Here is an 18,778-nt window from a genome sequence, read left to right as displayed (position 1 = left end):
TTTATGAACACGCAAAAAATAACACAAGACATTTCATGGGTAGGGGTGGATGACCACCAAACGGAGTTGTTTGAAGGCCTTTGGCCCCTGGATAATGGCATTAGTTACAATGCTTATGTCATCAATGATGAAAAAGTGGCCGTGATTGATGCGGTTAAAGATTTTGAATGCGAAACCTACTTGGAAAAAATAAAATCCATTATTGGGGATAAGCCCGTGGACTATCTTGTGGTGAACCATATGGAACCCGACCATTCCAGCGGGATTTCCGAGCTGCGGGCGGCATACCCCGGGGTAACCATTGTGGCTAACCAAAAAGCCCTGCCCATGCTGAAGAATTTTTACGGGATTGAAGAGGGCATCCAGATCGTCGCCGATGGGGATACTCTGGAGCTGGGGGCCCATTGCCTGAGCTTCCACATGACCCCCATGGTCCACTGGCCGGAGTCTATGGTGACCTATGACCAGAAGGACAAGGTTCTCTTTTCCATGGATGTTTTTGGGAGCTTTAAAGCCACCGATGGCGTTATTTTTGATGATGAAAACATCGTTGAGAGCTTTGTGGATGAGATTTATCGTTATTTTGCCTGTATCATCGGGAAGGTACGCCTGCCCGCGGCTAAGGCCCTTAAAAAGCTGGGGGGCCTGGAAATTAAGACCATCTGTCCCTCCCATGGCCTGGTGTGGCGGGAAAACCCCGGGTATATTTTGGATTTATACACCCGTATGGCCAATGCTGAAACGGAAAATGGCGTGGTCATCGCCTATGGCAGTATGTATGGGAATACGAAGCACAGCGCTGAGCTTTTAGCAGAGTATTTAAAGGATGACGGGGTGGAAATCGTCAAGCTTTACGATGTGGCCCAGACGGATTTATCCTATATTTTGGCGGATATCTGGCGGTATAAGGGGCTGCTTTTAGGTGCGCCGGCTTACTATGGCCAGCTTTTCCCGAAAATGGCTGGCGTGCTTTATAAGCTGGCGGGGAATAAGCTTCTAAATCATGCACTGGGAATCTTTACGGATTATAGCTGGAGTGGTGGGGCAGAAAAGCCCTTTGCCGCTTTTGCAGCCGAGGCTGGGGGTGTCCACGTTGGTCAGACCGTCAGCGTTCAGGGATGGGCTGATGCTGAGGATGAGGCAGCCCTGAAGGAGCTGGCCCAGTCCGTGGCGAACGTTCTAAAGCTGGAAAGGGCCTAGGGAGGCTCCATGAGAATTGTTGTTGGGATGTCCGGCGGCGTGGATTCATCGGTGGCGGCCTTGCTTTTAAAGGAGCAGGGCCACGACGTCGTCGGCGTGTTTATGAAGAATTGGGAAGAAAAGGATGGGGATGGGGTTTGTACCGCCACCGAGGATTACGAGGATGTGGCCCGGGTCTGTGAGACCATCGGCATCCCCTATTATACTGTCAATTTTACCCGGGAATACTACGATCGGGTGTTCTCCTATTTTTTAGAGGAGTATAAAAAGGGGCGGACCCCTAACCCCGATGTGCTGTGTAATAAGGAAATTAAGTTTAAGGCCTTTTTAGAATACGCTTTAAAGGTGGTTGGGGGAGAATACCTGGCCACCGGGCACTATGCCCAGATCGATCGGGTGGATGGGCGATATCGCCTGCTTCGCGGGGTAGATGGCAATAAAGATCAAACCTATTTTCTGTGTCAGCTGGGTCAGGAACAGCTTTCCCGGACCCTCTTTCCCATTGGACATCTGGATAAGGCTGAGGTACGCCGCATTGCAGAAGAAAATGATTTGATTACGGCGGGAAAGAAGGATAGTACCGGTATTTGCTTTATCGGAGAACGAAACTTCACCCAATTCCTCAGCCAATATCTTCCGGCCCAGCCCGGGGATATCTGCGATTTACAGGGGAATATCAAGGGGCGGCACAACGGCCTGATGTACTATACCCTGGGACAGCGCAAAGGCCTTGGTATCGGCGGTCAGGGAACCGGCGAGCCATGGTTTGTGGTGCGCAAGGACTTGGAGAATAATGTGCTTTACGTGGTCCAGGGGGACGGGGATGCGGCCCTGTATTCCAAATCTCTCGAGGCTACGGAGATGAACTGGGTTTCCGGGGCGGCAGTAGCAGAGCAGTTTAGCTGCACTGCGAAGTTCAGATACCGTCAGCCGGACCAGGAGGTCCAGGTCACCGTGAAGGCGGATGGGGGCCTCCACATCGATTTTGAGAAGCCTCAACGGGCGGTGACACCGGGCCAGGAAGTGGTCCTGTACCAGGGCACGGTTTGCCTGGGGGGAGCCACCATTGATTGTATTGAAATGATTTAGAAGCGTTAAAAAGCACCGAATCACTCTTTACCAGAGGGATTCGGTGTTTTTTCTTCTTCCTCATTCTTGATTTCCCAATGGATGAGGAAGGTCAGGGCGGCCCGGAGGAGGATAATGCCCCCAACGATGATGAGCTCTGGCCACTCCCGGACCACCACGGTGCGCAGGATTTCGGCACCGAGCTTGAATTCCAGGGCCATGGCCATGCCCTTGGCCAGATTGAGGCGTACATAGGGACATTTTTTAACATACCCGATGACGCCCTGAATCCCGGCAATAATCAGAACGATCACACCGACACATTCAAAGAAGTAAATGCCGTATTCTACGGCGGTGTCGAGGATGGTTTGTAGGATTTCCATGGGGGGCTCCTTTCAGGGGGGAGATAAAGGGTATGGGGCGGTAGGGATAGCTCTCTATAAAGGGCGGTGTGCAGATACCGCCGCGATAATTGTGTATTCCCCGTTCGTCCCACAAGACTAAGGCTGTCCGTGGATTGTATGCCAGTCATTGCGACCTTGAGGCGAACAGCCGCCAATTGCCACAAACCTTAGCGGACGAACTTTACAAAATCCCCTGAAATAAAGATTTAAAATTGGAATATTTCAGGGGATTTTGCATTCGCCTGCTTATCGTGCACTATTCGCTAACGCTCATAAAACAGTGTACTACCAATTCTACGCAGTAGAATTGGAGCAGGCGTCATTCCATCGCCACAAGGTTCACTTCGTGGATTCCATCAATGGCGCTGAGCTCGTCGATGAGGGCATCAATGGTGCAGGTGAGGTTTTGGCCGTCGAGGGTGATGATGACGAAGGCGGCGTGGTTGATGGGGATATCCTGATGGATGGTGACGACGCTGGTTTCCCGTTCTCTGATGATGCCTAAAACCTGGGCCAGAATCCCTTGGTTATCCGCCAGGGAAAGGGACAGGGTGAATTTCCGGCCAAAATCCTCGGAGGGTCTAAAAATATGGTCCTTATATTTGTAATAGGTACTCCGGCTGATGCCTACTTGCTTGACGGCATCGCTGATGGATTTGCACTGAGCGGATTCTAAAAGCATTCGGGCTTCCAGGACTTTATCAAAATAATCGGGCAGAATCTTTTTATTGACAATTAAATAATCTCGAATCATGGGGTTTCCTCTATTCTTCACTTTCGGTGACGACGGCTCCAATATCATCGGGCGGAAGGGTTAACAGCTGCCAGCCCGGGTGGTTTTCCTCAAGATAGCAAGCCATGGTGTCGTGGAACCAAAAACTTTCGGCCTCTGGGGTGATGACCAAAATACTGGGGCCGGCTCCGCTGATGCAGGTGCCCAAAGCTCCGCTGGCCCAGGCTTTCTGGCACACGGCGTCGAAGTGATGAATCAGGCTCTTCCGATAGGGCTGATGCAGCCGATCCTCCATGCTGTGGGTGAGAATATCCGGGCGCCCCTCGGTGAGGGCCAAATAGGTGAGGGTGGCCCTGGAGATATTAAATACGCCGTCCTTATGATCAATTTTACGGGGAAGCACCTTCCGGGCCTTTACCGTGGATAAGGTAAAATCCGGGATAATGGCATGGAAGGCAAAGCAATCCTCAGCCACCGTGTTTTTAATATAGGGGTTGCTCCCATCGGCCATCATGGAGACCACCAGGCCCCCAAAGAGTGCCGGGGCAATATTGTCGGGATGCCCTTCCATCTCCACAGCCATATCGAAGAGGGTCTGCTCATCCAGGGGAGAGCCGCACAGCGCGTTGGCCCCTAAAATACCCGCCACAATGCAGGTGGCAGAGCTGCCAAGCCCCCGGCTAAAGGGGACCTGAACATCGGAGTGGATATAAAGGCCCCGGGGGGAGTAGCCCACCCGATCAAAAACCCGTTCCATGGCCCGGTACACCATGTTGCTGCGGCCCTGGTAACGGCGGGCAACGCCACGGATGGTGAGCTTGCCGTCATTTTTCTCTTTAAAGCTAAAGGTGTTATAGAGCTTAAAGGCCATACCAAAGGCATCAAAACCGGGCCCGAGGTTGGCGCTGGTGGCGGGTACCCGTACGGTGATCATTGGGCAGCCCCACGTTCTTTAACAAAGGCTTTGACACAGTCTGCCATGGTATTGGCTGTACAGGTTTTGCTGTGGCGATTGGGCTTTGCATTCAGGTTTTTAAGGGGTGCCGGAATGGTGGTCCCTGTTTTTTTGGCCAGAGCATCTAACACCTGATAGTCATCCATGCCGGCGGGGATTTCGCCAAAGATGCTTTCGTACACGCTGTGCCCGAATTTATAAGGGCTGGCGGTGGATAAAACAATGGTGGGAGTGGTGTCTCCGGTTTGTGCCACATAATCATCGTACACCCGGCTGGCCACGGCGGTGTGGGGGTCCGTGAGATAGCCTTGATCCACAAATTGGTCGTGGATGGCCATCTGGGTCGCTGCTTCATCGGCATAGCCGGCTGAGAAAAGCCCCCGGGCTTTTTCTAAAAGATCAGCGGGGATGGTGTAGTCCCCGGTGGTGTTTAAATCATCCATGAGCTTGGCCACAAAGGTGGTGTCCCCACCGGATAAGTCGTAGAGCAGCCGCTCTAAGTTACTGGAAATTAAAATATCCATGGACGGGGAGATGGTTTTATAGAAATCCCGATTGCGGTTGTAATCCCCGGTGGCAAAGAAGTCGGTTAGAATATTGTTGCTGTTGGACGCACAGATAAAGCGATTCACCGGCAGGCCCAAAAGCTTGGCGTAGTAGCCTGCTAGAATATTCCCGAAGTTTCCCGTGGGCACTACGAAGTTCACGGCATCGCCCTGGGCGATTTCTCCGGCTTTGACCAACTCAAAATAGCTGTAGAAATAGTAGACTATCTGGGGCAGCAGCCGGCCGATATTTATGGAATTGGCGGAGCTGAAATCAAAACCGGCGGCATCCAGTTCAGCGACCAGGGCATCATCGGCAAATATTTTTTTGACACCGGTTTGGGTATCGTCAAAGTTCCCGGAGACCCCCACGACACAGGTGTTGTCCCCCTCCTGGGTGAGCATCTGCTTTTCCTGGATGGTGCTGACGCCGTCCTGGGGGTAGTAGACCAGAATATTGATCCGGGGGACATCGGCAAAGCCAGCTAAGGCAGCCTTGCCCGTATCCCCGGAGGTCGCGGTTAGAATCAGGATATCTTTGTCTACCTGGACGTTCTCCATGGAGGTGGTCATCAGGTGGGGCAGGATGGTCAGTGCCATGTCCTTAAAGGCGCAAGTGGGGCCGTGGAATAACTCTAAAAAGAACCGATCCCCCACTTTTTGTACCCTGACGGGTTCCGTATCCTCAAATTTTCCGGTATAATAGGCATTGTGGATGCAAGCTTCAATCTGCTCCTCGCTAAAATCATCTAAGAACAGGGAGAAAACGGCCTTGGCCATTTCACCGTAGTTCTTGTTTTTCAGTGCATCAAAATCAATGGTGATGTCGTGGATGAAAGATGGGACAAAGAGTCCGCCATCTGCGGCCAGTCCCTTGATGATTCCTTCTGATGCGGAGATATTTGATTCTCCTCCGCGGGTGCTTAAAAAAAGTTCTTTCATATTTCCTCCAAATTTCTTACTTGAATAACCCATATGTTTATGATAAGATGTTTCTCGAATAAAAACAAGTGTTTTTTTCATGAATGCATTTACAGAAGTCAGCGACGAAAATTTGACAAGAGAGGAAGATCAATTTGAACATAGGATTATTAGGTTTCGGCACCATTGGTACCGGCGTTTACGAGCTGATCAATCTGCAAGGCAAAAGCCGTTTCCCGGAAAATATGGAGGAGCCGGTCGTCATTACCAAAATTTTGGATAAAGACCCGAATAAGCAGGTCGACCCGAGCGATAAACACGCTGTGGTGGTCACTGACCCCGACGCAATTATGAAGGACCCCGATATCGGGATCGTCATCGCCCTTTGTGGTGGAATGGATTTTGAATACAGCATGATCAAGCGGGCCCTTAACAGTGGCAAGCATGTGGTAACGGCCAATAAAGCCGTTATTTCTGAATATTTTGAAGAACTGGTGGAATTAGCGAAGGAAAATGGGGTGATGCTTCGTTATGAAGCCTCTGTCGGTGGTGGCATTCCCATTATTTCTTCTTTAAAGGATCAACTCAAGCTCAATCATATCAGTGAAATAAAGGGAATCTTCAATGGAACTACCAATTTCATTTTATCGAAGATGACTGCAGAGGGAGCCGATTTTGCCGACACCCTCAAGGTGGCCCAGGAAATTGGTTTTGCAGAAGCCGATCCCAGTGCCGATATTGAAGGCAACGATGTATCCCGGAAGCTGTCCATTTTATCATCCCTGGCCTATGGCGGCATCATCCGGGATGAGGATGTGCGCAAGCGGCCCCTCTCAGATGTGCGGGCGGTGGATATTGAATTTTGTGGGGATAATGGCTATGTCGTCAAATATCTTGGCCATTCCAAGCAGATGGGAGACCGGGTTTATACCACGGTTGAACCCGTCCTTTTCCCCGAGGTCTCCATGATGAGCAACGTCAGCTCGGAGTTTAACATCGTCTCCATTGTGGGGGATGTCATTGGAGAGCTGCAGTTTTATGGGAAGGGTGCTGGCAAAGATGCCACGGCCAATGCCGTGGTGGGGGATACTCTGGCCATTCTTAAGTGCATTGAGAACAAGACCTTCCCAGCACCTGAGACTTTTGAAGTGGTTCTGGATAAACAGGGAACCAAAGCCTTTGAGGGGCGGTATTACCTGAGGGCGGATATTGGGGATAATGAGACCCTGGATTTCATCCTGAAAGCGGTGGATGCCGTATGCGATGGACTGAACATCGTCCTTAGCCGGACCCATTTATTCATCACCACAGGGAGTGTATCCGCCGAGGTGTTTGACGATTTGGCCAGGTCGCTGACCGCCCGTCAGCTTAATTTGTTCTACGCCAGAATATACGAATAGGGCCAGCCCATGGATAATTTAATTGTACAAAAATTCGGCGGGACCAGTGTGGGTACCGTGGAGAAGATCAAACGGGTGGCCCGGCGCATTGTGGGCGAAGCCCAAAAGGGGAAGCGCATGGTCGTCGTGGTATCGGCCATGGGGAAGACCACCGACGAGCTGGTCAATTTGGCCTATGCCATTAATCCTAATCCTCCCAGCCGGGAAATGGATGTGCTGTTAGCTACCGGTGAGCAAGTAAGCATCTCATTACTCGCCATGGCCATTGAAACCATTGGCTACAGCGTCGTGTCCCTGACCGGGGCACAATGCGGTATCCAGACATCGGATGTCCATAAACGCGCCCGGATTTCCGGGATTGATACCGAGCGGATCGAACGGGAACTGGGAGATGGCAAGATTGTCATCGTCGCAGGCTTCCAGGGGGTGGATAAAAATCGGGATATCACCACCCTGGGCCGTGGCGGATCGGACACCAGTGCTGTGGCTTTGGCCGCTGCCCTTAAAGCCGAAGCCTGTGAAATCTATACCGATGTGGATGGCGTGTATAATGCCGATCCTCGGATTGTTCCCATGGCCACGAAAATGGATGAAGTCTCCTATCAGGAGGTTTTGGAAATGGCGAGCCTTGGAGCTGGGGTGCTCCACCCCCGTTCAGTGGAGTTGGCAGAAAAATTCAAATTACCGCTGGTCGTCCGTTCCAGCTATAATCATAACGAAGGAACCATCATTAAGGAGGAAGTAAGCATGGAAAAGGTATTAGTACGGGGGATTGCCCTGGATGAAAATATTGGGAAGATTTCAATTTTGGAAGTGCCGGATAAGCCGGGAATTGCCTTCCAGCTCATGAGTGCATTATCGGCTGCCAATATCCACCTGGATATGATTGTCCAGAACGTCAACCGGACGGCAGTTAACGATATTTCTTTCACCGTCAATGCCGATGAGCTTCAGGAGGCCGTAGAGGTTTCCCAAAAATTTGCCTTTGAAGTGGGGGCCCAGAAGGTCAGCTTTGACCAGGGCGTTGCGAAGCTCTCCATTGTCGGAACCGGCATCGTCGCCAATGCTGAAATCGCCTCGAAATTCTTCGAAGCCCTCTACGAGCTGGGCATCAATATCCAAACCATCAGCACCTCAGAAATTAAAATTTCATGCCTGATTGATAAAGAACGGGCTAAAGAAGCCATGGTACATATTCATAAAAAATTTGAAATGTAGTGATTTTAAAAACCCGGAAAGCCTGATAAATAGGTCGTTTCCGGGCTTTCTTATTTTTCGAAAAATTGATTTTGCCCCCTGTTTTGCCCCTTATTGCCATCGTTAATGAAATGTCAAAGTCAAAATATACAGTTTTTATGCATTTTTTGACTGCCCCCGGGCGTTAAGCTTATTCAGTTTCTGGGCCGACTTGACGGTGACCTCTTTAAGGACATGGGTGTAGATGTCGAGGGTGGTTTGGATATTGGTATGGCCAAGGATGGTCTGGATGGTTTTGGGATCTTCGCCCATTTCAAAGAGGCGGGTGGCGAAGGTGTGGCGCAGGTCATGGATGCGGAAGTGTCGGAGGCCGGCCTGGTCCTGAAGCTTATTCATGGCCACACGAATAGAGCCAGCCTGTAGGTAGTACCCCAGGCGATTGGCAAAGACCAGATCTAGGTCCGCGTATTTGTTCTGGAGCCGCATTTTCTTCTTTAGCTCATTGGTCCGAAGCTGCTGGAAGTAGGGGACCAGGAATTCTGGGAAGGGAATGGTGCGGTTGCTGGCCTTGGTTTTGGGCGGGACGATGCCGCATTCATATTTTTTGGTGTCGGCGTTTTTCTGGTACTCCAGGCTCTTGGTGATGCGGATCTCCAGGTGCGCAAGGTCGATATCGGACCAGGTGAGGGCCAGCAGCTCTCCGATGCGGGCACCGGTATTCATGGCAACCTGGAAAAGGGGCTCAAAGGTCGTGCCAGTGATGACAGCGATGAACTGACGCTGCTCATCCATGGTGAGCGGGGTGACGTTGGTGCCGTTATCGATATCCGTTGGCTTATGGACAGTGAGGGATCGGGAGAAGTCCACCATAATCTTCTGCTGCTGAAAAGCATAGCGGATGCAGGGGGATACCAGATTCCGGACGGAGCACACCACGTTATAGCTTTGCCCCTGGCGTAGGAGGTCGTTCAGATAATCCTGGACATCCAGGGCATTAAGGTCAGAGATGGGGATATCGTAGAGGATGGACCCAACGATGTGGTTGCGGTAGGTGCTCTGGTATCCACCGATGGTGCCCTTCTTTTTATTGATGCAGTGGACGGTTTCCAGCCACACCTTCAGATAATCCCCAAACTTGACCTTGGAGACATGGACATTATGGTCCATTTCGTTCTTCAGCTTTTCAATCTTTGCATCCAGTTCGGAAACGGACTTCCCGTAGAGGTCCCGGGGACGCCGAAGATTCTTGTGGGTGAAGCGAAAGAAATAGTAGGTGTTGCCATTTTTGACTTTCTTCTTATACCGTGTGCGTGCCATATGATATCTCCTTATGAATTTTGGGCATAAAAATACCCGGGATGCATTGCTAAAAGCCCGGGAAGATGGTACAATTTATCTTGTCTAGGGATGTATTGTGCCATCTGGCCGGTATGTCAAACCGCTCTGGTGTTTTTGCACTAGGGCGGCTTTTTTTTATTTAATTAGGGTATGCAGGTAAAGGTGTCGGCGCTGGATGGCCGGTGAAAATAGCAAGATTAATGGTGCTGTTGCGCGCAATGGATTCACCGGGGGATACGGATTGCTCTGAAACATGGAAGGATTCTCCATCCGGAACGAAACTGACGTCACCAAGCAATAAGCCGGCGTTGGCCAAGGCTGTTTTAGCTTCGTTTTGGCTTAGGCCGATAAGATTGGGGACAGATACATTTTCCGATTCTGACGGCTGCGAATCCTGGGATTTAGATTCCTGTATAATAGAGATAATGTAGGCTTTAAATTCTGGATTTTGCTCCATGATATTCAAAGCAAAATTCTGGACGGAATCAAAGCTAAAAACAGGATTAAAATCAACGGAACCACCACTGGATCCAGATGCCGCAGTGGCCACTGCCGTTACAACGTTGTTGGTCACCGTGAAGGTCTTCCCGTCCATGGCCTTGCCGTCCTGGCAATCCTGGACAATCTTGGTGGTACTGCCCATGGTGTAGGCCGATGGGACGCTCTTAAGCTCAAAAGTGTAGGACCCGGGGACAGCGCCGAGGGTAACGGTGCCGCTCACCGGGGTGGTGACATCCAGAGCCTTGCTGGCAGTACCGCTGGAAAAGGTAACACTAATTACGGCGTTTTCCACCGGCTGGCCAAATTGGTCCTTTACGCTGATGCTGGGAGCTTCGCAGAATATTGACCCACTGGAAGTTCCTCCGCTATTAGCTTCACTGTTGGCGGCGAAGACGATACCTACTATACAAGAAACAGAAAGAAAAAATATAATGAGTAGAGTTAAAAATCTTTTAGCACTCATGTCTGCACCTATTTGAATCTACCGAGCTGTATTATTCCAGCAAGATGATTATATAATTCAGCCATAAGTTCGTTATCTTTTTTTCCACCCAATATACTATTGGGATAAGACATTTTCTCATTAATGCTTAAGGCACTAAAATTACTTGGAGCAGCAAAGCCATATGCACAAATCATTAAAGCGTTGGCAAAATACAAAATACCACTAATTGCGGATATTTTAATGCAGGTTCGTCCAACTGCAATACCACCAAGACCACGAACGGCACTCTTTGCATTGGTTCTATCTATATCGACAATACTGTCATCAATCGTTACAACGGTTCCCGTGCTAAATTTAAACTCACGAGCCATTTAAAATCCCTCCTTATTTCCTTTCAAAATTTGCAAAATTCTTAAAACCGCCTCATAATATAGTAAAAGATGGCCATCTTTAAAACTCACTATTGGAGGATTAAAGCATGAAACATGGAAATTACTCACTGGATGACATCATCCACAAGCTCCGGGATACCCGGATTACCCAACACCAGCTTAATATTATAGCGGCTTTTCTCTGGCACCTACTTAAGTAGGGCCTTCGGCTTCCTGCGCAGCTTTATGCTGCGCTTTTTTATTGCACCAGATGACCCAGATCCTCAATCATCCGGCGCACGAATGCTTTGTCCTCATCGGACAGCCTGGCATAGTAGAGGACGATCTTGGCGATGAGCGGGTCACTGCCAGCACACAGATCCCCGCAAAAGGCTGCGATCTCCTCATCCTCATTCATGGCAATGAACATATCCCCGGCGCCAGTTCGGAACCACTCTTCGTTTACACGAAACTCCCGACAAATTGAAAGTATGATTGCTTCTGTTGGCGTTCTCCTCCCAATTTCATAGCTGGCTACGCTATTTCTAGCAACACCGATTTTTTTACCAAATTCATCCTGTGTCATATTAAGACTTTTTCTTATTTCTTTAATCCGAGAATTCATAGAAACCTCCTGACGCCATTATAAACCCATAAACGTGTCATTGTCAACAAAAAAGTATTTGACAATAGTGTCAAAGGGACTTATAATAGTGTCGTAGTACACGAATAGTCATATGGGTTGTGTTTATTGTCAACAATAACGGACGAAAGCGAAAGGAGGTGAGGACGGATTGGAAAAACGTAAGAATCCATACGGATTAGAGGAGGAAAAGCTTGAATGGCTGGAAAGCATCGGGGCGAAAGCATTTGATAAGCCGATGATTTATTATACGAACGAAGGAATCGGCGGGAGTCAATGCCTGTTTTCGAGACATTACATTGAGTCGACGCCGATAGAGGTGCTTCGTAGTGATTTTAAAAAATTCGTTAAAGAGGAATGCAGCCAATAATCTTTGTAATGTATTCAAGAAGACTGTTGAGGTTGTTCTTGAATCGCGATTCCATATAAATGATACCTGCATCAGATAACCATGAGTCGTACACAGTATCATCGGCAAATGTACAAACAAGAAAGTCGCATCTTGAAAGTTCGCAGCACGTTTCAAATACATCGGAAACAGACCATGAAAGTGGGAGATTAGAATGAATATCGTCACATGACCCAAGATGTTTGGCATTCCTCTTAGAAATACCGGAGTTTCTTGATTCTTTATATTGCTTGTACATCAAGCAAAGCAAAGTATCAGCATCTCTTGTGAGTTGAGTTTCAGGCATTGTTGTTCTCCTTTCTGGAAATTTCGCCACGGCAATGGCGATGATTACATTATAGCACGATTGGGAGAGGGACGATAGATGGGAGGAGGTGAGACGGATGGAAGCAAGAGTAAACAGCACTCAGGAAGCCCATAAGGATTGGGCGGCGATGAAGGATAATTTGGAAAAGCTGGAAAGACAGGACCTTGAGATGGTCATGCAGACCGTGGCGATGCTGGCCCAGCGTCAGGCATTCATGGAGTGCTATCACGGCAACGCCGAGAAGCCGGTGGCATAAGGAAAAAGGATTGGAGGTGATGGCATGGCTGAATTGACAGATACTCAATTTGCCATTCTGTCGGCGCAGATGGCTGAGATTATAAAGATTTTGAGTAATTTAAAGGCACCAGTGGCTGATGATGGGCCGTTGCTCATGGATGTGAAGGAGGCATCAGCTTATACGGGCCTAACCAAGGCAAAACTATATCAATATGCCAAGGAGATGGATGGCTTCCCGGTAGTCCGGGAAGATGGTAGCAATGGTGGACGTGTGTTTTTCTCTCGCCAAGGGCTGGCTGAGTGGGTTGAGATGAATCGTGGGAGGATAATCGAATGAAAAAGTGTCTGGATAATTTATGCGAAGTAGGAGAAATGGAGGATGAACATTGAGCGATACAATACTGAACGGTCTGTTGGACCGGCTACAGGCCAATGGCGCAGAGCTGGAGGCTATGCGAAGCAAAGCGGAATATGAGCATGAAGCCCATGAGGCGACAAAGGAAAAATTATCCGATGCGCATAGGATGCAGGATATCCTGGTAGAGGAAATCAAAGGATTGACGGCCGAAATGGAAGTTGCCCAGGCGAATGCCAGGGGAATGGATCCCAGTGATGAATGCCCACAGATGGAGTCATCAGAATGCTGGGAGCGTAAGGCCGAGGATATGGCCATTAAGATGGTGGAAATGGAGACAGAAAACAGAGACCTGAAGCGGGAGGTTGAGCGATTAAAGAAGGGCGGGAATTGTAAGGGTGAACCAAAGGGTAAACCAGCGGTGATGAATCAGAGCTTTGAAGATGCTGTAGAGATAATGGAAAGAAAGAGTCGGGATAAGCATGGGCCGAGTGTTGTCATTCGGCCCCAAGGCGAAAAGGGAGAGAATCCAAAGACCAATACCAATGTTGATGATATGAAGGTAGAGGTGCTGCCAGATACGAGGATTGACAATACACCCATTGAGACAGACCGGTTTGAACCAATCATAGAGGCAATGCGCGCAGACGAAAACGGAAAGGGTTATCGGTACGAACGCAAGGGGGCGACCATCATTGTATTTAGACGGGCACGGATGCGGGAAATCATGGTGAAGATGCCGGGAATTAAAAGTGTGCCCCAGTGGTCAGTGAAGGGAGTGCCGGTCACTGGAATGGCTGAAGCGTTACAGAAAAGCCGCAGCCGGGGGACCGATAATGTATAGCATAGAGGATTTTAAGGATGCTCGGGATGCATTTGCAGGGCGGCTCATGATGAAAAAGCAGGATGGAGATTTATCAGATAGTTTTAGGCGGCGGAACGATGCCATTGCCTTGAAGGCGATTAATGCTGTACTGCTGATGTTTGAAATAAAAGCTGAAAGAATGCAGGCCTATCAATGCAAAACCTGTGGAAATGAGTTAATGGTCGATGATGACACACATTTTTGCCCGTTTTGCGGGCGGGCGATTAGATAAAAAGGGAATAAAAAAGCACCGGTTCTGTGCCCTGTGAAGCCGCCGGTGCTTTTGGTCAAGTGACCTAATTAATACATCATTATTATAGCATGTTTAACTAAAAGTGTAAAGTAATGGTGTGTGAAAAACGGCTTAAATGCAGGGCTTGCGGCTTGATGAAGATATTATCTTAAGCATTATCAGAGACAAGGCGGAGGACATATGCCATATATAAAGAAAACCTGGAGGACCGGGAGGGTGGAGGAAGTAGAGAAGTTCTTCAGCCGGAGAACGCACACCCAGGGTGCGGCTCGGGGGCCGAAAAAAGAAAAGACATCCGAAGCCATGATGGCCATCAATGAAAAAAACGCTGAGAACAAACTGCGGCGGTTGATGAATACCAATTTTGGACACCGGGATCCGTACATTACATTGACATATGCCAGGAAGAATGAACCGCCGGAACCGGAGGCGGCGGTGGCCAACGTCAAAAAGTTTAAGAATGATGTGAGAAGGCTTTGCAAGAAGAATGGAGCTGAGTTTAAATTCATTGAGTCATCGGAGTGGAAAGGGGTTCGTCCCCATCACCATATGGTTATCAACATCGGGAATATGGATGACCGGGTACTGGATGACCTATGGCCACACGGACGCATCAAGCACCAATACCTGGATGACACCGGACAGTATGGTGAACTGGCGGCCTATTTCATTAAGGTTTCCAGGAAAGCATTCCGGGATCCGGAGAGTCCGTGCCGAAAACGGTGGACGGCCAGCCGGAATTTGGTCAAGCCAGAGCCAAAGGTGGAGATTATCCGGGCGGACAGTTGGAAGAAAGAACCAAAGGCAAGACAGGGATTTATAATCGAAAAAGACAGATGCTTTGAAGGATATCATGATTTCACGGGATATCCATATCAGTTTTATAGCATGCGAAAAGCGTGTAACAAAAAAGAATAACGGAGGAAATTAATATGGCAAAGACGATAATGGGGCTTGGATACCAAATCGATGTGGAGAAGCTGCACGAGCATCCAGATAACCCGAGAAAAGAGTTGGGCGATTTGACGGAGCTGGCCGACTCCATCAGAGCGAATGGCGTGATGCAGAATTTGTTGGTGGTGCCACTGGGGAATGAGGAGGACGAAGACTATCTAGAGGAGTATAAGGTCATCATCGGCCATCGGCGACTGGCAGCGGCGAAGTTGGCGGGATTAAACAAAGTACCGTGTGTCATTGCAGAGATGGATGCGGCGGAACAGCTGGCGACGATGCTGGCAGAAAATATGCAGCGCAGTGATCTGACGGTGTATGAGCAGGCCATGGGCATCCAGATGATGATGGACCTGGGCGAGACGGCGGAGCAGGTGAGTCAACGGACAGGCATATCGGTGGCCACAGTGAACCGGCGGAAAAAGCTGGTGAGTCTGGATGCAGATGGGTTTAGGGATGCTGTTGCTAGTGGTGCAACGTTGATGGATTTGGAAAAAACGGCAAAGATAGAGGATGAAGCTGTGCGCAAAGACATTCTCCAAGATTTTGGGACTCCGAATTATAATTTCAAGGTCGATAAGATTTTAGAGGTCCAAGAAAATAAACGGGCGTTTGATGGGATTGTGAAGCGGCTTCAGGAAGCTGGGATTGTGGAGCTTGATGAAGGGACAGAAAGGGAACCGGATATCTTCTACAAAACGGTGATTTATTCTGCAGAAGAGATGGACAAGTTTGACCCGGAGAAACTGGAGGACGGAGAGTATTTTTATACGAAAGGGGGGTACTCCGGAAATCTGACGGTTAATCTCTATAAGCGGGACTCTGCCAGGATGACGGAGAATGAAGAGATAATGGAGGAGAGCGCACGGAAGAGAGAGCAGGAGCGCATCCGAAAGGAACAGATGAATGAACCGTTCCGAACCGCAGCACAGAAACGGAGGACCTACGTCGAGGAAATCGGCGAGAAGTTTATAGTGAATCACTTCGCCATCGTGGTTGATGCGCTGATCAAGTTGCTAAAAGAAGAGTATTGCGGTGATTTGGATATCTCTGAAATAGAGGCGGAAAAAGAAAAGAATCCCCATAAAGCGGTCATGATGCTCATATGGCAGTTTTTGGAAGGGTGGGCCAGTAATCCCGGTGCGTATAAGAATTGGCGTGAGGAATTCACTGAGAATGATGATGCCATATTGCTCTATGAAATGCTCCAGGGGCTGTGGTACGACCTAGACGATGAGGAACAGTCGCTGCTGGATGGCAGCCATGCCTTGTATGCGAAGCCGAAGGAGGATGAGGAGTAGGTGGAAAAGGAGCGCGGAATTCTGCAGAAATGGAGATGGCCTTCGGGGAATATCTTGATCGGGAATTTGGAAAGAAGGCCATGGGGTGTCAAATAAAGAGAAACCACTCCAATGTTACCAGCTGCCTAGGTGCAGCATTAGAAAGAGATGATGGATGGACAGCTGAGGCAGAGATTGTTTCGCCAAGGGGCTGGGGAGAATTCGAGTTGAGGCTTAGCGATATCAAGAGAAGGGTAGGAATAAGCTGATGATTTTAATCCAAGTGGAATCACCGGAGTTCTGCAAAAATGATTGTCCATTCTTTGGGATGGAGCAATGGGATGTGACGATGGTAAACGGGAAGGAAACTTATCGGCGCTGCGAAAATGCAGCGTTATGCGAGTATATAAAAAAATTAGTGGAGGGCAAACATGAATCTGTATGAAATTGGTCAGGAACGGGATATGAATGGACTGGGGAAAATGGTTGAGGATGCCATGAACAGCATCCAGCAGAATATCCTGGACCAGCGTACACCGGGCAATGCAAAACGAAAGATTAAAATTGAGATTACGGTTGAGCCCGGAGAATCCCGTAATCTTGCAAACATTGAGTATACGGTTAAAACAGAGCTGGCACCATTAGAGGGAAAATCAACCGGCGCCGATGTCCGGAACGGGATGCGCCCAATGGCATCACCCGAGTATTATACCGATGGCCAGGTTGGGCTGCATGATGTCCTGGATGATTAGAGGATGAGGTGATATGACACTTCAAAAGCAAATCGTATGTATCATAATCGCTGTGGCGCTGGTGGCGATTATGGCCAGGGCTGTGCAGCTTTATGCCGTTGTAAGCACATTTGGGACGGAGGGATTGGAGCGGCCGACGGTGGAGACGAGGACCACGGTGTATGTGGTACCGTGGCCGTGGGAGCTGGTATACCAGGACAAGGCACTGTGGATGAGATTGGATATCGAAGGAGAACAATGATGTTAAATAAAAAATACAATGAGCTCAAATTGAGCAAAGAAAAGATGTACTATATCTGTCATCCGCTGACAACCTACGGGGATGAGGATATCAACCGGCTGATGGAGCAGGATTTAGTCAAGGAGATTCTGGATATCCAACCAGGGGTTGGGCTAGTGCGTCCGTTTGAAATATTGCCGGAAGACGTTGATGAAAGCGAAGCGATGGGCGTGTGCCTGAAATTACTGAAAATGTGTGATGGTATCATCCTGATGCAAAACTGGGAACGCTCAGAAGGATGCAGAGAAGAGGTAGTCCAAGCAGTCAGGGATGAACAGGAAATACTGGTATTCGAAAACATTGTGAGGAGTAGAGGATGACAATGCTGGAAAAGATTTTATTGGTTGGGCTGTGTGTGATGTTGGCGGCCATCATTGTTGGTGCTGCCTTCGGGCTATTGATTGCGGCCATCTTTGATTTGCACTATACGGTTTGCGCTGTGATGATTGTTGGGGCAATGATTGTGTTGGCTGTGTGGTGGGTGACTAAGTAGGATGGCGGAGGTGATCAAAACCAATGACGAGGAGTGAGTATAAAAAACGTGTGGCTTGGCTTATCGGATACCGGGTCATTGAGTGGGAGATGGCGGACCTAGAAAAGGACAGGGAGAAATGGGCGTTTAGGGAACAACGCTATAAAGACCAGAAACGTCTAGAGGCACAGGAGAAAATTCGGCATGTCACAGAAAAAATCGAACACAAAGTGAAGGCATCAGCCAATAAGTATATCGCCATTATGGATTCAATTGAAACGCTGGAAGACCCAATGGAGCAATTGGTGATTAAACAGAAGTTTATTAACGGTAAGAGCTTAGAGGAAATCGCGGCGGAAACAAACTACAGTTACACGCAGACGCACCGATATTACGAACGGGGAATCCGAAACATAGAGATCAAAAGATGACAAAAAAGGGATAATTATTTTTATTATAATAGAACTGTAGATGGCGATCTTCCAAACATTCATAATTCCCTCCTAAGCCGGGGCACCTTAACGGGTGCCCCATTTTTGAAAGGCAAAACAACATGGCGAAAGCATTTGCAAAAGCATTTTATAAGTCGAAGCTATGGCAGGACACTAGATCCTACATACTGAGACGGGACCACTACACCTGCCAACACTGTAAGGTAAGACCGGCGGAGGAGATCCACCACATCAAACGGCTGACGGCGGACAACATTGGCGACATGTCCATCGCTGTTGGAGAGGGCAACTTGGTTGCGCTGTGCGGTGGTTGCCATAAAAAAATACATGAGCGCGACACTAAAAAAATAATTAGCCAGCGCCAGATTGTATTTGACAGTGAGGGGAATCCAATAGAGGTAGGCCCCCCGGGGGCTGTTAAAAATAAATAGCATCAAAGGGACC

General features: G+C 48.9%; 27 protein-coding genes. 17 read left to right on the top strand and 10 right to left on the bottom strand.

The window, feature by feature from the left end:
* Positions 1–3 precede the first annotated feature (3 nt).
* Positions 4–1,200 carry an FprA family A-type flavoprotein gene (locus tag BLW33_RS08155; protein WP_090307462.1) on the top strand — a complete coding sequence of 399 codons (1,197 nt, stop codon included), beginning with the start codon at positions 4–6 and terminating at the stop codon, positions 1,198–1,200.
* Between the two features lie 9 nt (positions 1,201–1,209).
* The gene (gene mnmA, locus BLW33_RS08150; protein ID WP_090307459.1) at positions 1,210–2,289 is read left to right on the top strand and encodes a tRNA 2-thiouridine(34) synthase MnmA; all 1,080 of its coding nucleotides are present in this window, start codon (positions 1,210–1,212) and stop codon (positions 2,287–2,289) included.
* A gap of 20 nt (positions 2,290–2,309) precedes the next feature.
* Here the strand turns inward: mnmA and BLW33_RS08145 are convergent, their stop codons facing one another.
* The 4 genes from BLW33_RS08145 to thrC all read right to left on the bottom strand — a co-directional run bounded on the left by BLW33_RS08145 (position 2,310) and on the right by thrC (position 5,847).
* The gene (locus BLW33_RS08145; RefSeq protein WP_090307457.1) at positions 2,310–2,651 is read right to left on the bottom strand and encodes a DUF1622 domain-containing protein; all 342 of its coding nucleotides are present in this window, start codon (positions 2,649–2,651) and stop codon (positions 2,310–2,312) included.
* 340 nt (positions 2,652–2,991) lie between these two features.
* Positions 2,992–3,426: an ACT domain-containing protein gene (locus BLW33_RS08140; protein WP_090307455.1), complete on the bottom strand. Its 435-nt coding sequence runs from the start codon at positions 3,424–3,426 to the stop codon at positions 2,992–2,994.
* Positions 3,427–3,436: 10 nt separating this feature from the next.
* A complete protein-coding gene (gene thrB, locus BLW33_RS08135) occupies positions 3,437–4,339 on the bottom strand; it encodes a homoserine kinase (RefSeq protein ID WP_090307452.1) in 903 nt (300 codons plus the stop codon).
* Positions 4,336–5,847, bottom strand: coding sequence for a threonine synthase (gene thrC, locus BLW33_RS08130; protein WP_090307449.1), 1,512 nt, complete (start codon positions 5,845–5,847; stop codon positions 4,336–4,338). The genes thrB and thrC overlap by 4 nt, the downstream gene beginning before the upstream one ends.
* Before the next feature lie 134 nt (positions 5,848–5,981).
* On the opposite strand from thrC, the gene BLW33_RS08125 reads away from it, so the two are divergent.
* Together BLW33_RS08125 and BLW33_RS08120 are read left to right on the top strand one after the other, a co-directional pair.
* On the top strand, positions 5,982–7,226 hold the full coding sequence (locus tag BLW33_RS08125; protein WP_090307447.1) for a homoserine dehydrogenase: 1,245 nt from the start codon (positions 5,982–5,984) through the stop codon (positions 7,224–7,226).
* A gap of 9 nt (positions 7,227–7,235) precedes the next feature.
* Entirely contained in the window at positions 7,236–8,444 is a 1,209-nt protein-coding gene (locus BLW33_RS08120; RefSeq protein WP_090244516.1) for an aspartate kinase, read from the top strand.
* A 135-nt stretch (positions 8,445–8,579) separates the two neighbouring features.
* Here BLW33_RS08120 and BLW33_RS08115 read toward each other — a convergent pair whose 3' ends face one another.
* The 4 genes from BLW33_RS08115 to BLW33_RS08100 form a co-directional block, all read right to left on the bottom strand.
* Positions 8,580–9,740: a tyrosine-type recombinase/integrase gene (locus tag BLW33_RS08115; RefSeq protein ID WP_090307444.1), complete on the bottom strand. Its 1,161-nt coding sequence runs from the start codon at positions 9,738–9,740 to the stop codon at positions 8,580–8,582.
* A gap of 160 nt (positions 9,741–9,900) precedes the next feature.
* Complete coding sequence (locus BLW33_RS08110; protein ID WP_176966669.1) at positions 9,901–10,554, bottom strand: PASTA domain-containing protein; 654 nt, start codon at positions 10,552–10,554, stop codon at positions 9,901–9,903.
* Positions 10,555–10,733: 179 nt separating this feature from the next.
* Positions 10,734–11,078, bottom strand: coding sequence for a hypothetical protein (locus BLW33_RS08105; RefSeq protein WP_090307440.1), 345 nt, complete (start codon positions 11,076–11,078; stop codon positions 10,734–10,736).
* Between the two features lie 259 nt (positions 11,079–11,337).
* Positions 11,338–11,703: a helix-turn-helix transcriptional regulator gene (locus tag BLW33_RS08100; RefSeq protein ID WP_090307437.1), complete on the bottom strand. Its 366-nt coding sequence runs from the start codon at positions 11,701–11,703 to the stop codon at positions 11,338–11,340.
* A gap of 169 nt (positions 11,704–11,872) precedes the next feature.
* Between BLW33_RS08100 and BLW33_RS08095 the strand changes: the two genes are divergently transcribed.
* Positions 11,873–12,091: a hypothetical protein gene (locus BLW33_RS08095; RefSeq protein WP_090307435.1), complete on the top strand. Its 219-nt coding sequence runs from the start codon at positions 11,873–11,875 to the stop codon at positions 12,089–12,091.
* On the opposite strand, the gene BLW33_RS14000 is transcribed toward BLW33_RS08095, so the two are convergent.
* Positions 12,069–12,416, bottom strand: a complete 348-nt coding sequence (locus BLW33_RS14000; protein ID WP_143032608.1) for a hypothetical protein — start codon at positions 12,414–12,416, stop codon at positions 12,069–12,071. The genes BLW33_RS08095 and BLW33_RS14000 overlap by 23 nt on opposite strands.
* 97 nt (positions 12,417–12,513) lie before the next feature.
* On the opposite strand from BLW33_RS14000, the gene BLW33_RS08090 reads away from it, so the two are divergent.
* The 12 genes from BLW33_RS08090 (at position 12,514) to BLW33_RS08045 (ending at position 18,313) form a co-directional block, all read left to right on the top strand.
* Entirely contained in the window at positions 12,514–12,693 is a 180-nt protein-coding gene (locus BLW33_RS08090) for a hypothetical protein (protein WP_090307432.1), read from the top strand.
* Between the two features lie 24 nt (positions 12,694–12,717).
* Positions 12,718–13,011, top strand: a complete 294-nt coding sequence (locus tag BLW33_RS08085) for a helix-turn-helix domain-containing protein (RefSeq protein ID WP_090307431.1) — start codon at positions 12,718–12,720, stop codon at positions 13,009–13,011.
* Positions 13,012–13,060: 49 nt separating this feature from the next.
* Complete coding sequence (locus BLW33_RS08080) at positions 13,061–13,873, top strand: hypothetical protein (protein ID WP_090307427.1); 813 nt, start codon at positions 13,061–13,063, stop codon at positions 13,871–13,873.
* Positions 13,874–13,919: 46 nt separating this feature from the next.
* On the top strand, positions 13,920–14,126 hold the full coding sequence (locus BLW33_RS08075) for a hypothetical protein (protein WP_207647813.1): 207 nt from the start codon (positions 13,920–13,922) through the stop codon (positions 14,124–14,126).
* Positions 14,127–14,363: 237 nt separating this feature from the next.
* The gene (locus BLW33_RS08070) at positions 14,364–15,065 is read left to right on the top strand and encodes a rolling circle replication-associated protein (RefSeq protein ID WP_143032607.1); all 702 of its coding nucleotides are present in this window, start codon (positions 14,364–14,366) and stop codon (positions 15,063–15,065) included.
* A 14-nt stretch (positions 15,066–15,079) separates the two neighbouring features.
* Positions 15,080–16,399, top strand: coding sequence for a ParB/RepB/Spo0J family partition protein (locus BLW33_RS08065; RefSeq protein WP_090307418.1), 1,320 nt, complete (start codon positions 15,080–15,082; stop codon positions 16,397–16,399).
* Positions 16,400–16,428: 29 nt separating this feature from the next.
* Positions 16,429–16,647, top strand: a complete 219-nt coding sequence (locus BLW33_RS08060) for a hypothetical protein (RefSeq protein WP_090307415.1) — start codon at positions 16,429–16,431, stop codon at positions 16,645–16,647.
* Positions 16,648–16,809: 162 nt separating this feature from the next.
* Positions 16,810–17,130 (top strand): hypothetical protein, encoded by a 321-nt coding sequence (locus BLW33_RS08055; protein ID WP_090307410.1) that lies wholly within the window; start codon positions 16,810–16,812, stop codon positions 17,128–17,130.
* Between the two features lie 13 nt (positions 17,131–17,143).
* Positions 17,144–17,371: a hypothetical protein gene (locus BLW33_RS14115; RefSeq protein ID WP_176966668.1), complete on the top strand. Its 228-nt coding sequence runs from the start codon at positions 17,144–17,146 to the stop codon at positions 17,369–17,371.
* A complete protein-coding gene (locus tag BLW33_RS14110) occupies positions 17,368–17,730 on the top strand; it encodes a DUF4406 domain-containing protein (protein ID WP_207647812.1) in 363 nt (120 codons plus the stop codon). Before BLW33_RS14115 ends, BLW33_RS14110 begins: the two co-directional genes overlap by 4 nt.
* Positions 17,727–17,903, top strand: a complete 177-nt coding sequence (locus BLW33_RS14105; RefSeq protein ID WP_176966666.1) for a hypothetical protein — start codon at positions 17,727–17,729, stop codon at positions 17,901–17,903. The genes BLW33_RS14110 and BLW33_RS14105 overlap by 4 nt, the downstream gene beginning before the upstream one ends.
* A gap of 23 nt (positions 17,904–17,926) precedes the next feature.
* Positions 17,927–18,313 carry a hypothetical protein gene (locus tag BLW33_RS08045; protein WP_090307404.1) on the top strand — a complete coding sequence of 129 codons (387 nt, stop codon included), beginning with the start codon at positions 17,927–17,929 and terminating at the stop codon, positions 18,311–18,313.
* 161 nt (positions 18,314–18,474) lie between these two features.
* On the opposite strand, the gene BLW33_RS13995 is transcribed toward BLW33_RS08045, so the two are convergent.
* Positions 18,475–18,768, bottom strand: coding sequence for a hypothetical protein (locus tag BLW33_RS13995; RefSeq protein ID WP_143032606.1), 294 nt, complete (start codon positions 18,766–18,768; stop codon positions 18,475–18,477).
* Between the last annotated feature and the right edge of the window lie 10 nt (positions 18,769–18,778).

Source organism: Eubacterium aggregans, from assembly GCF_900107815.1.
Lineage (GTDB): Bacteria > Bacillota > Clostridia > Eubacteriales > Eubacteriaceae > Eubacterium_O > Eubacterium_O aggregans.
The sequence above is the reverse complement of the archived record's forward strand: the minus strand, read 5'-3'. Positions and strand labels throughout refer to the sequence as shown.

What these genes read in the sequence shown, in the direction of transcription:
- BLW33_RS08100 (WP_090307437.1), bottom strand. Translation starts at nt 11,703, where the DNA reads ATGAATTCTCGGATTAAAGAAATAAGAAAAAGTCTTAATATGACACAG.
- BLW33_RS08155 (WP_090307462.1), top strand. Translation starts at nt 4, where the DNA reads ATGAACACGCAAAAAATAACACAAGACATTTCATGGGTAGGGGTGGAT.
- BLW33_RS08060 (WP_090307415.1), top strand. Translation starts at nt 16,429, where the DNA reads ATGGAGATGGCCTTCGGGGAATATCTTGATCGGGAATTTGGAAAGAAG.
- thrC (WP_090307449.1), bottom strand. Translation starts at nt 5,847, where the DNA reads ATGAAAGAACTTTTTTTAAGCACCCGCGGAGGAGAATCAAATATCTCC.
- BLW33_RS08085 (WP_090307431.1), top strand. Translation starts at nt 12,718, where the DNA reads ATGGCTGAATTGACAGATACTCAATTTGCCATTCTGTCGGCGCAGATG.
- mnmA (WP_090307459.1), top strand. Translation starts at nt 1,210, where the DNA reads ATGAGAATTGTTGTTGGGATGTCCGGCGGCGTGGATTCATCGGTGGCG.
- BLW33_RS08115 (WP_090307444.1), bottom strand. Translation starts at nt 9,740, where the DNA reads ATGGCACGCACACGGTATAAGAAGAAAGTCAAAAATGGCAACACCTAC.
- BLW33_RS14115 (WP_176966668.1), top strand. Translation starts at nt 17,144, where the DNA reads ATGACACTTCAAAAGCAAATCGTATGTATCATAATCGCTGTGGCGCTG.
- BLW33_RS08140 (WP_090307455.1), bottom strand. Translation starts at nt 3,426, where the DNA reads ATGATTCGAGATTATTTAATTGTCAATAAAAAGATTCTGCCCGATTAT.
- BLW33_RS08090 (WP_090307432.1), top strand. Translation starts at nt 12,514, where the DNA reads ATGGAAGCAAGAGTAAACAGCACTCAGGAAGCCCATAAGGATTGGGCG.
- thrB (WP_090307452.1), bottom strand. Translation starts at nt 4,339, where the DNA reads ATGATCACCGTACGGGTACCCGCCACCAGCGCCAACCTCGGGCCCGGT.
- BLW33_RS08075 (WP_207647813.1), top strand. Translation starts at nt 13,920, where the DNA reads ATGATGAAAAAGCAGGATGGAGATTTATCAGATAGTTTTAGGCGGCGG.
- BLW33_RS14105 (WP_176966666.1), top strand. Translation starts at nt 17,727, where the DNA reads ATGACAATGCTGGAAAAGATTTTATTGGTTGGGCTGTGTGTGATGTTG.
- BLW33_RS14110 (WP_207647812.1), top strand. Translation starts at nt 17,368, where the DNA reads ATGATGTTAAATAAAAAATACAATGAGCTCAAATTGAGCAAAGAAAAG.
- BLW33_RS08065 (WP_090307418.1), top strand. Translation starts at nt 15,080, where the DNA reads ATGGCAAAGACGATAATGGGGCTTGGATACCAAATCGATGTGGAGAAG.
- BLW33_RS13995 (WP_143032606.1), bottom strand. Translation starts at nt 18,768, where the DNA reads ATGCTATTTATTTTTAACAGCCCCCGGGGGGCCTACCTCTATTGGATT.
- BLW33_RS08055 (WP_090307410.1), top strand. Translation starts at nt 16,810, where the DNA reads ATGAATCTGTATGAAATTGGTCAGGAACGGGATATGAATGGACTGGGG.
- BLW33_RS08105 (WP_090307440.1), bottom strand. Translation starts at nt 11,078, where the DNA reads ATGGCTCGTGAGTTTAAATTTAGCACGGGAACCGTTGTAACGATTGAT.
- BLW33_RS14000 (WP_143032608.1), bottom strand. Translation starts at nt 12,416, where the DNA reads ATGCCTGAAACTCAACTCACAAGAGATGCTGATACTTTGCTTTGCTTG.
- BLW33_RS08045 (WP_090307404.1), top strand. Translation starts at nt 17,927, where the DNA reads ATGACGAGGAGTGAGTATAAAAAACGTGTGGCTTGGCTTATCGGATAC.
- BLW33_RS08120 (WP_090244516.1), top strand. Translation starts at nt 7,236, where the DNA reads ATGGATAATTTAATTGTACAAAAATTCGGCGGGACCAGTGTGGGTACC.
- BLW33_RS08145 (WP_090307457.1), bottom strand. Translation starts at nt 2,651, where the DNA reads ATGGAAATCCTACAAACCATCCTCGACACCGCCGTAGAATACGGCATT.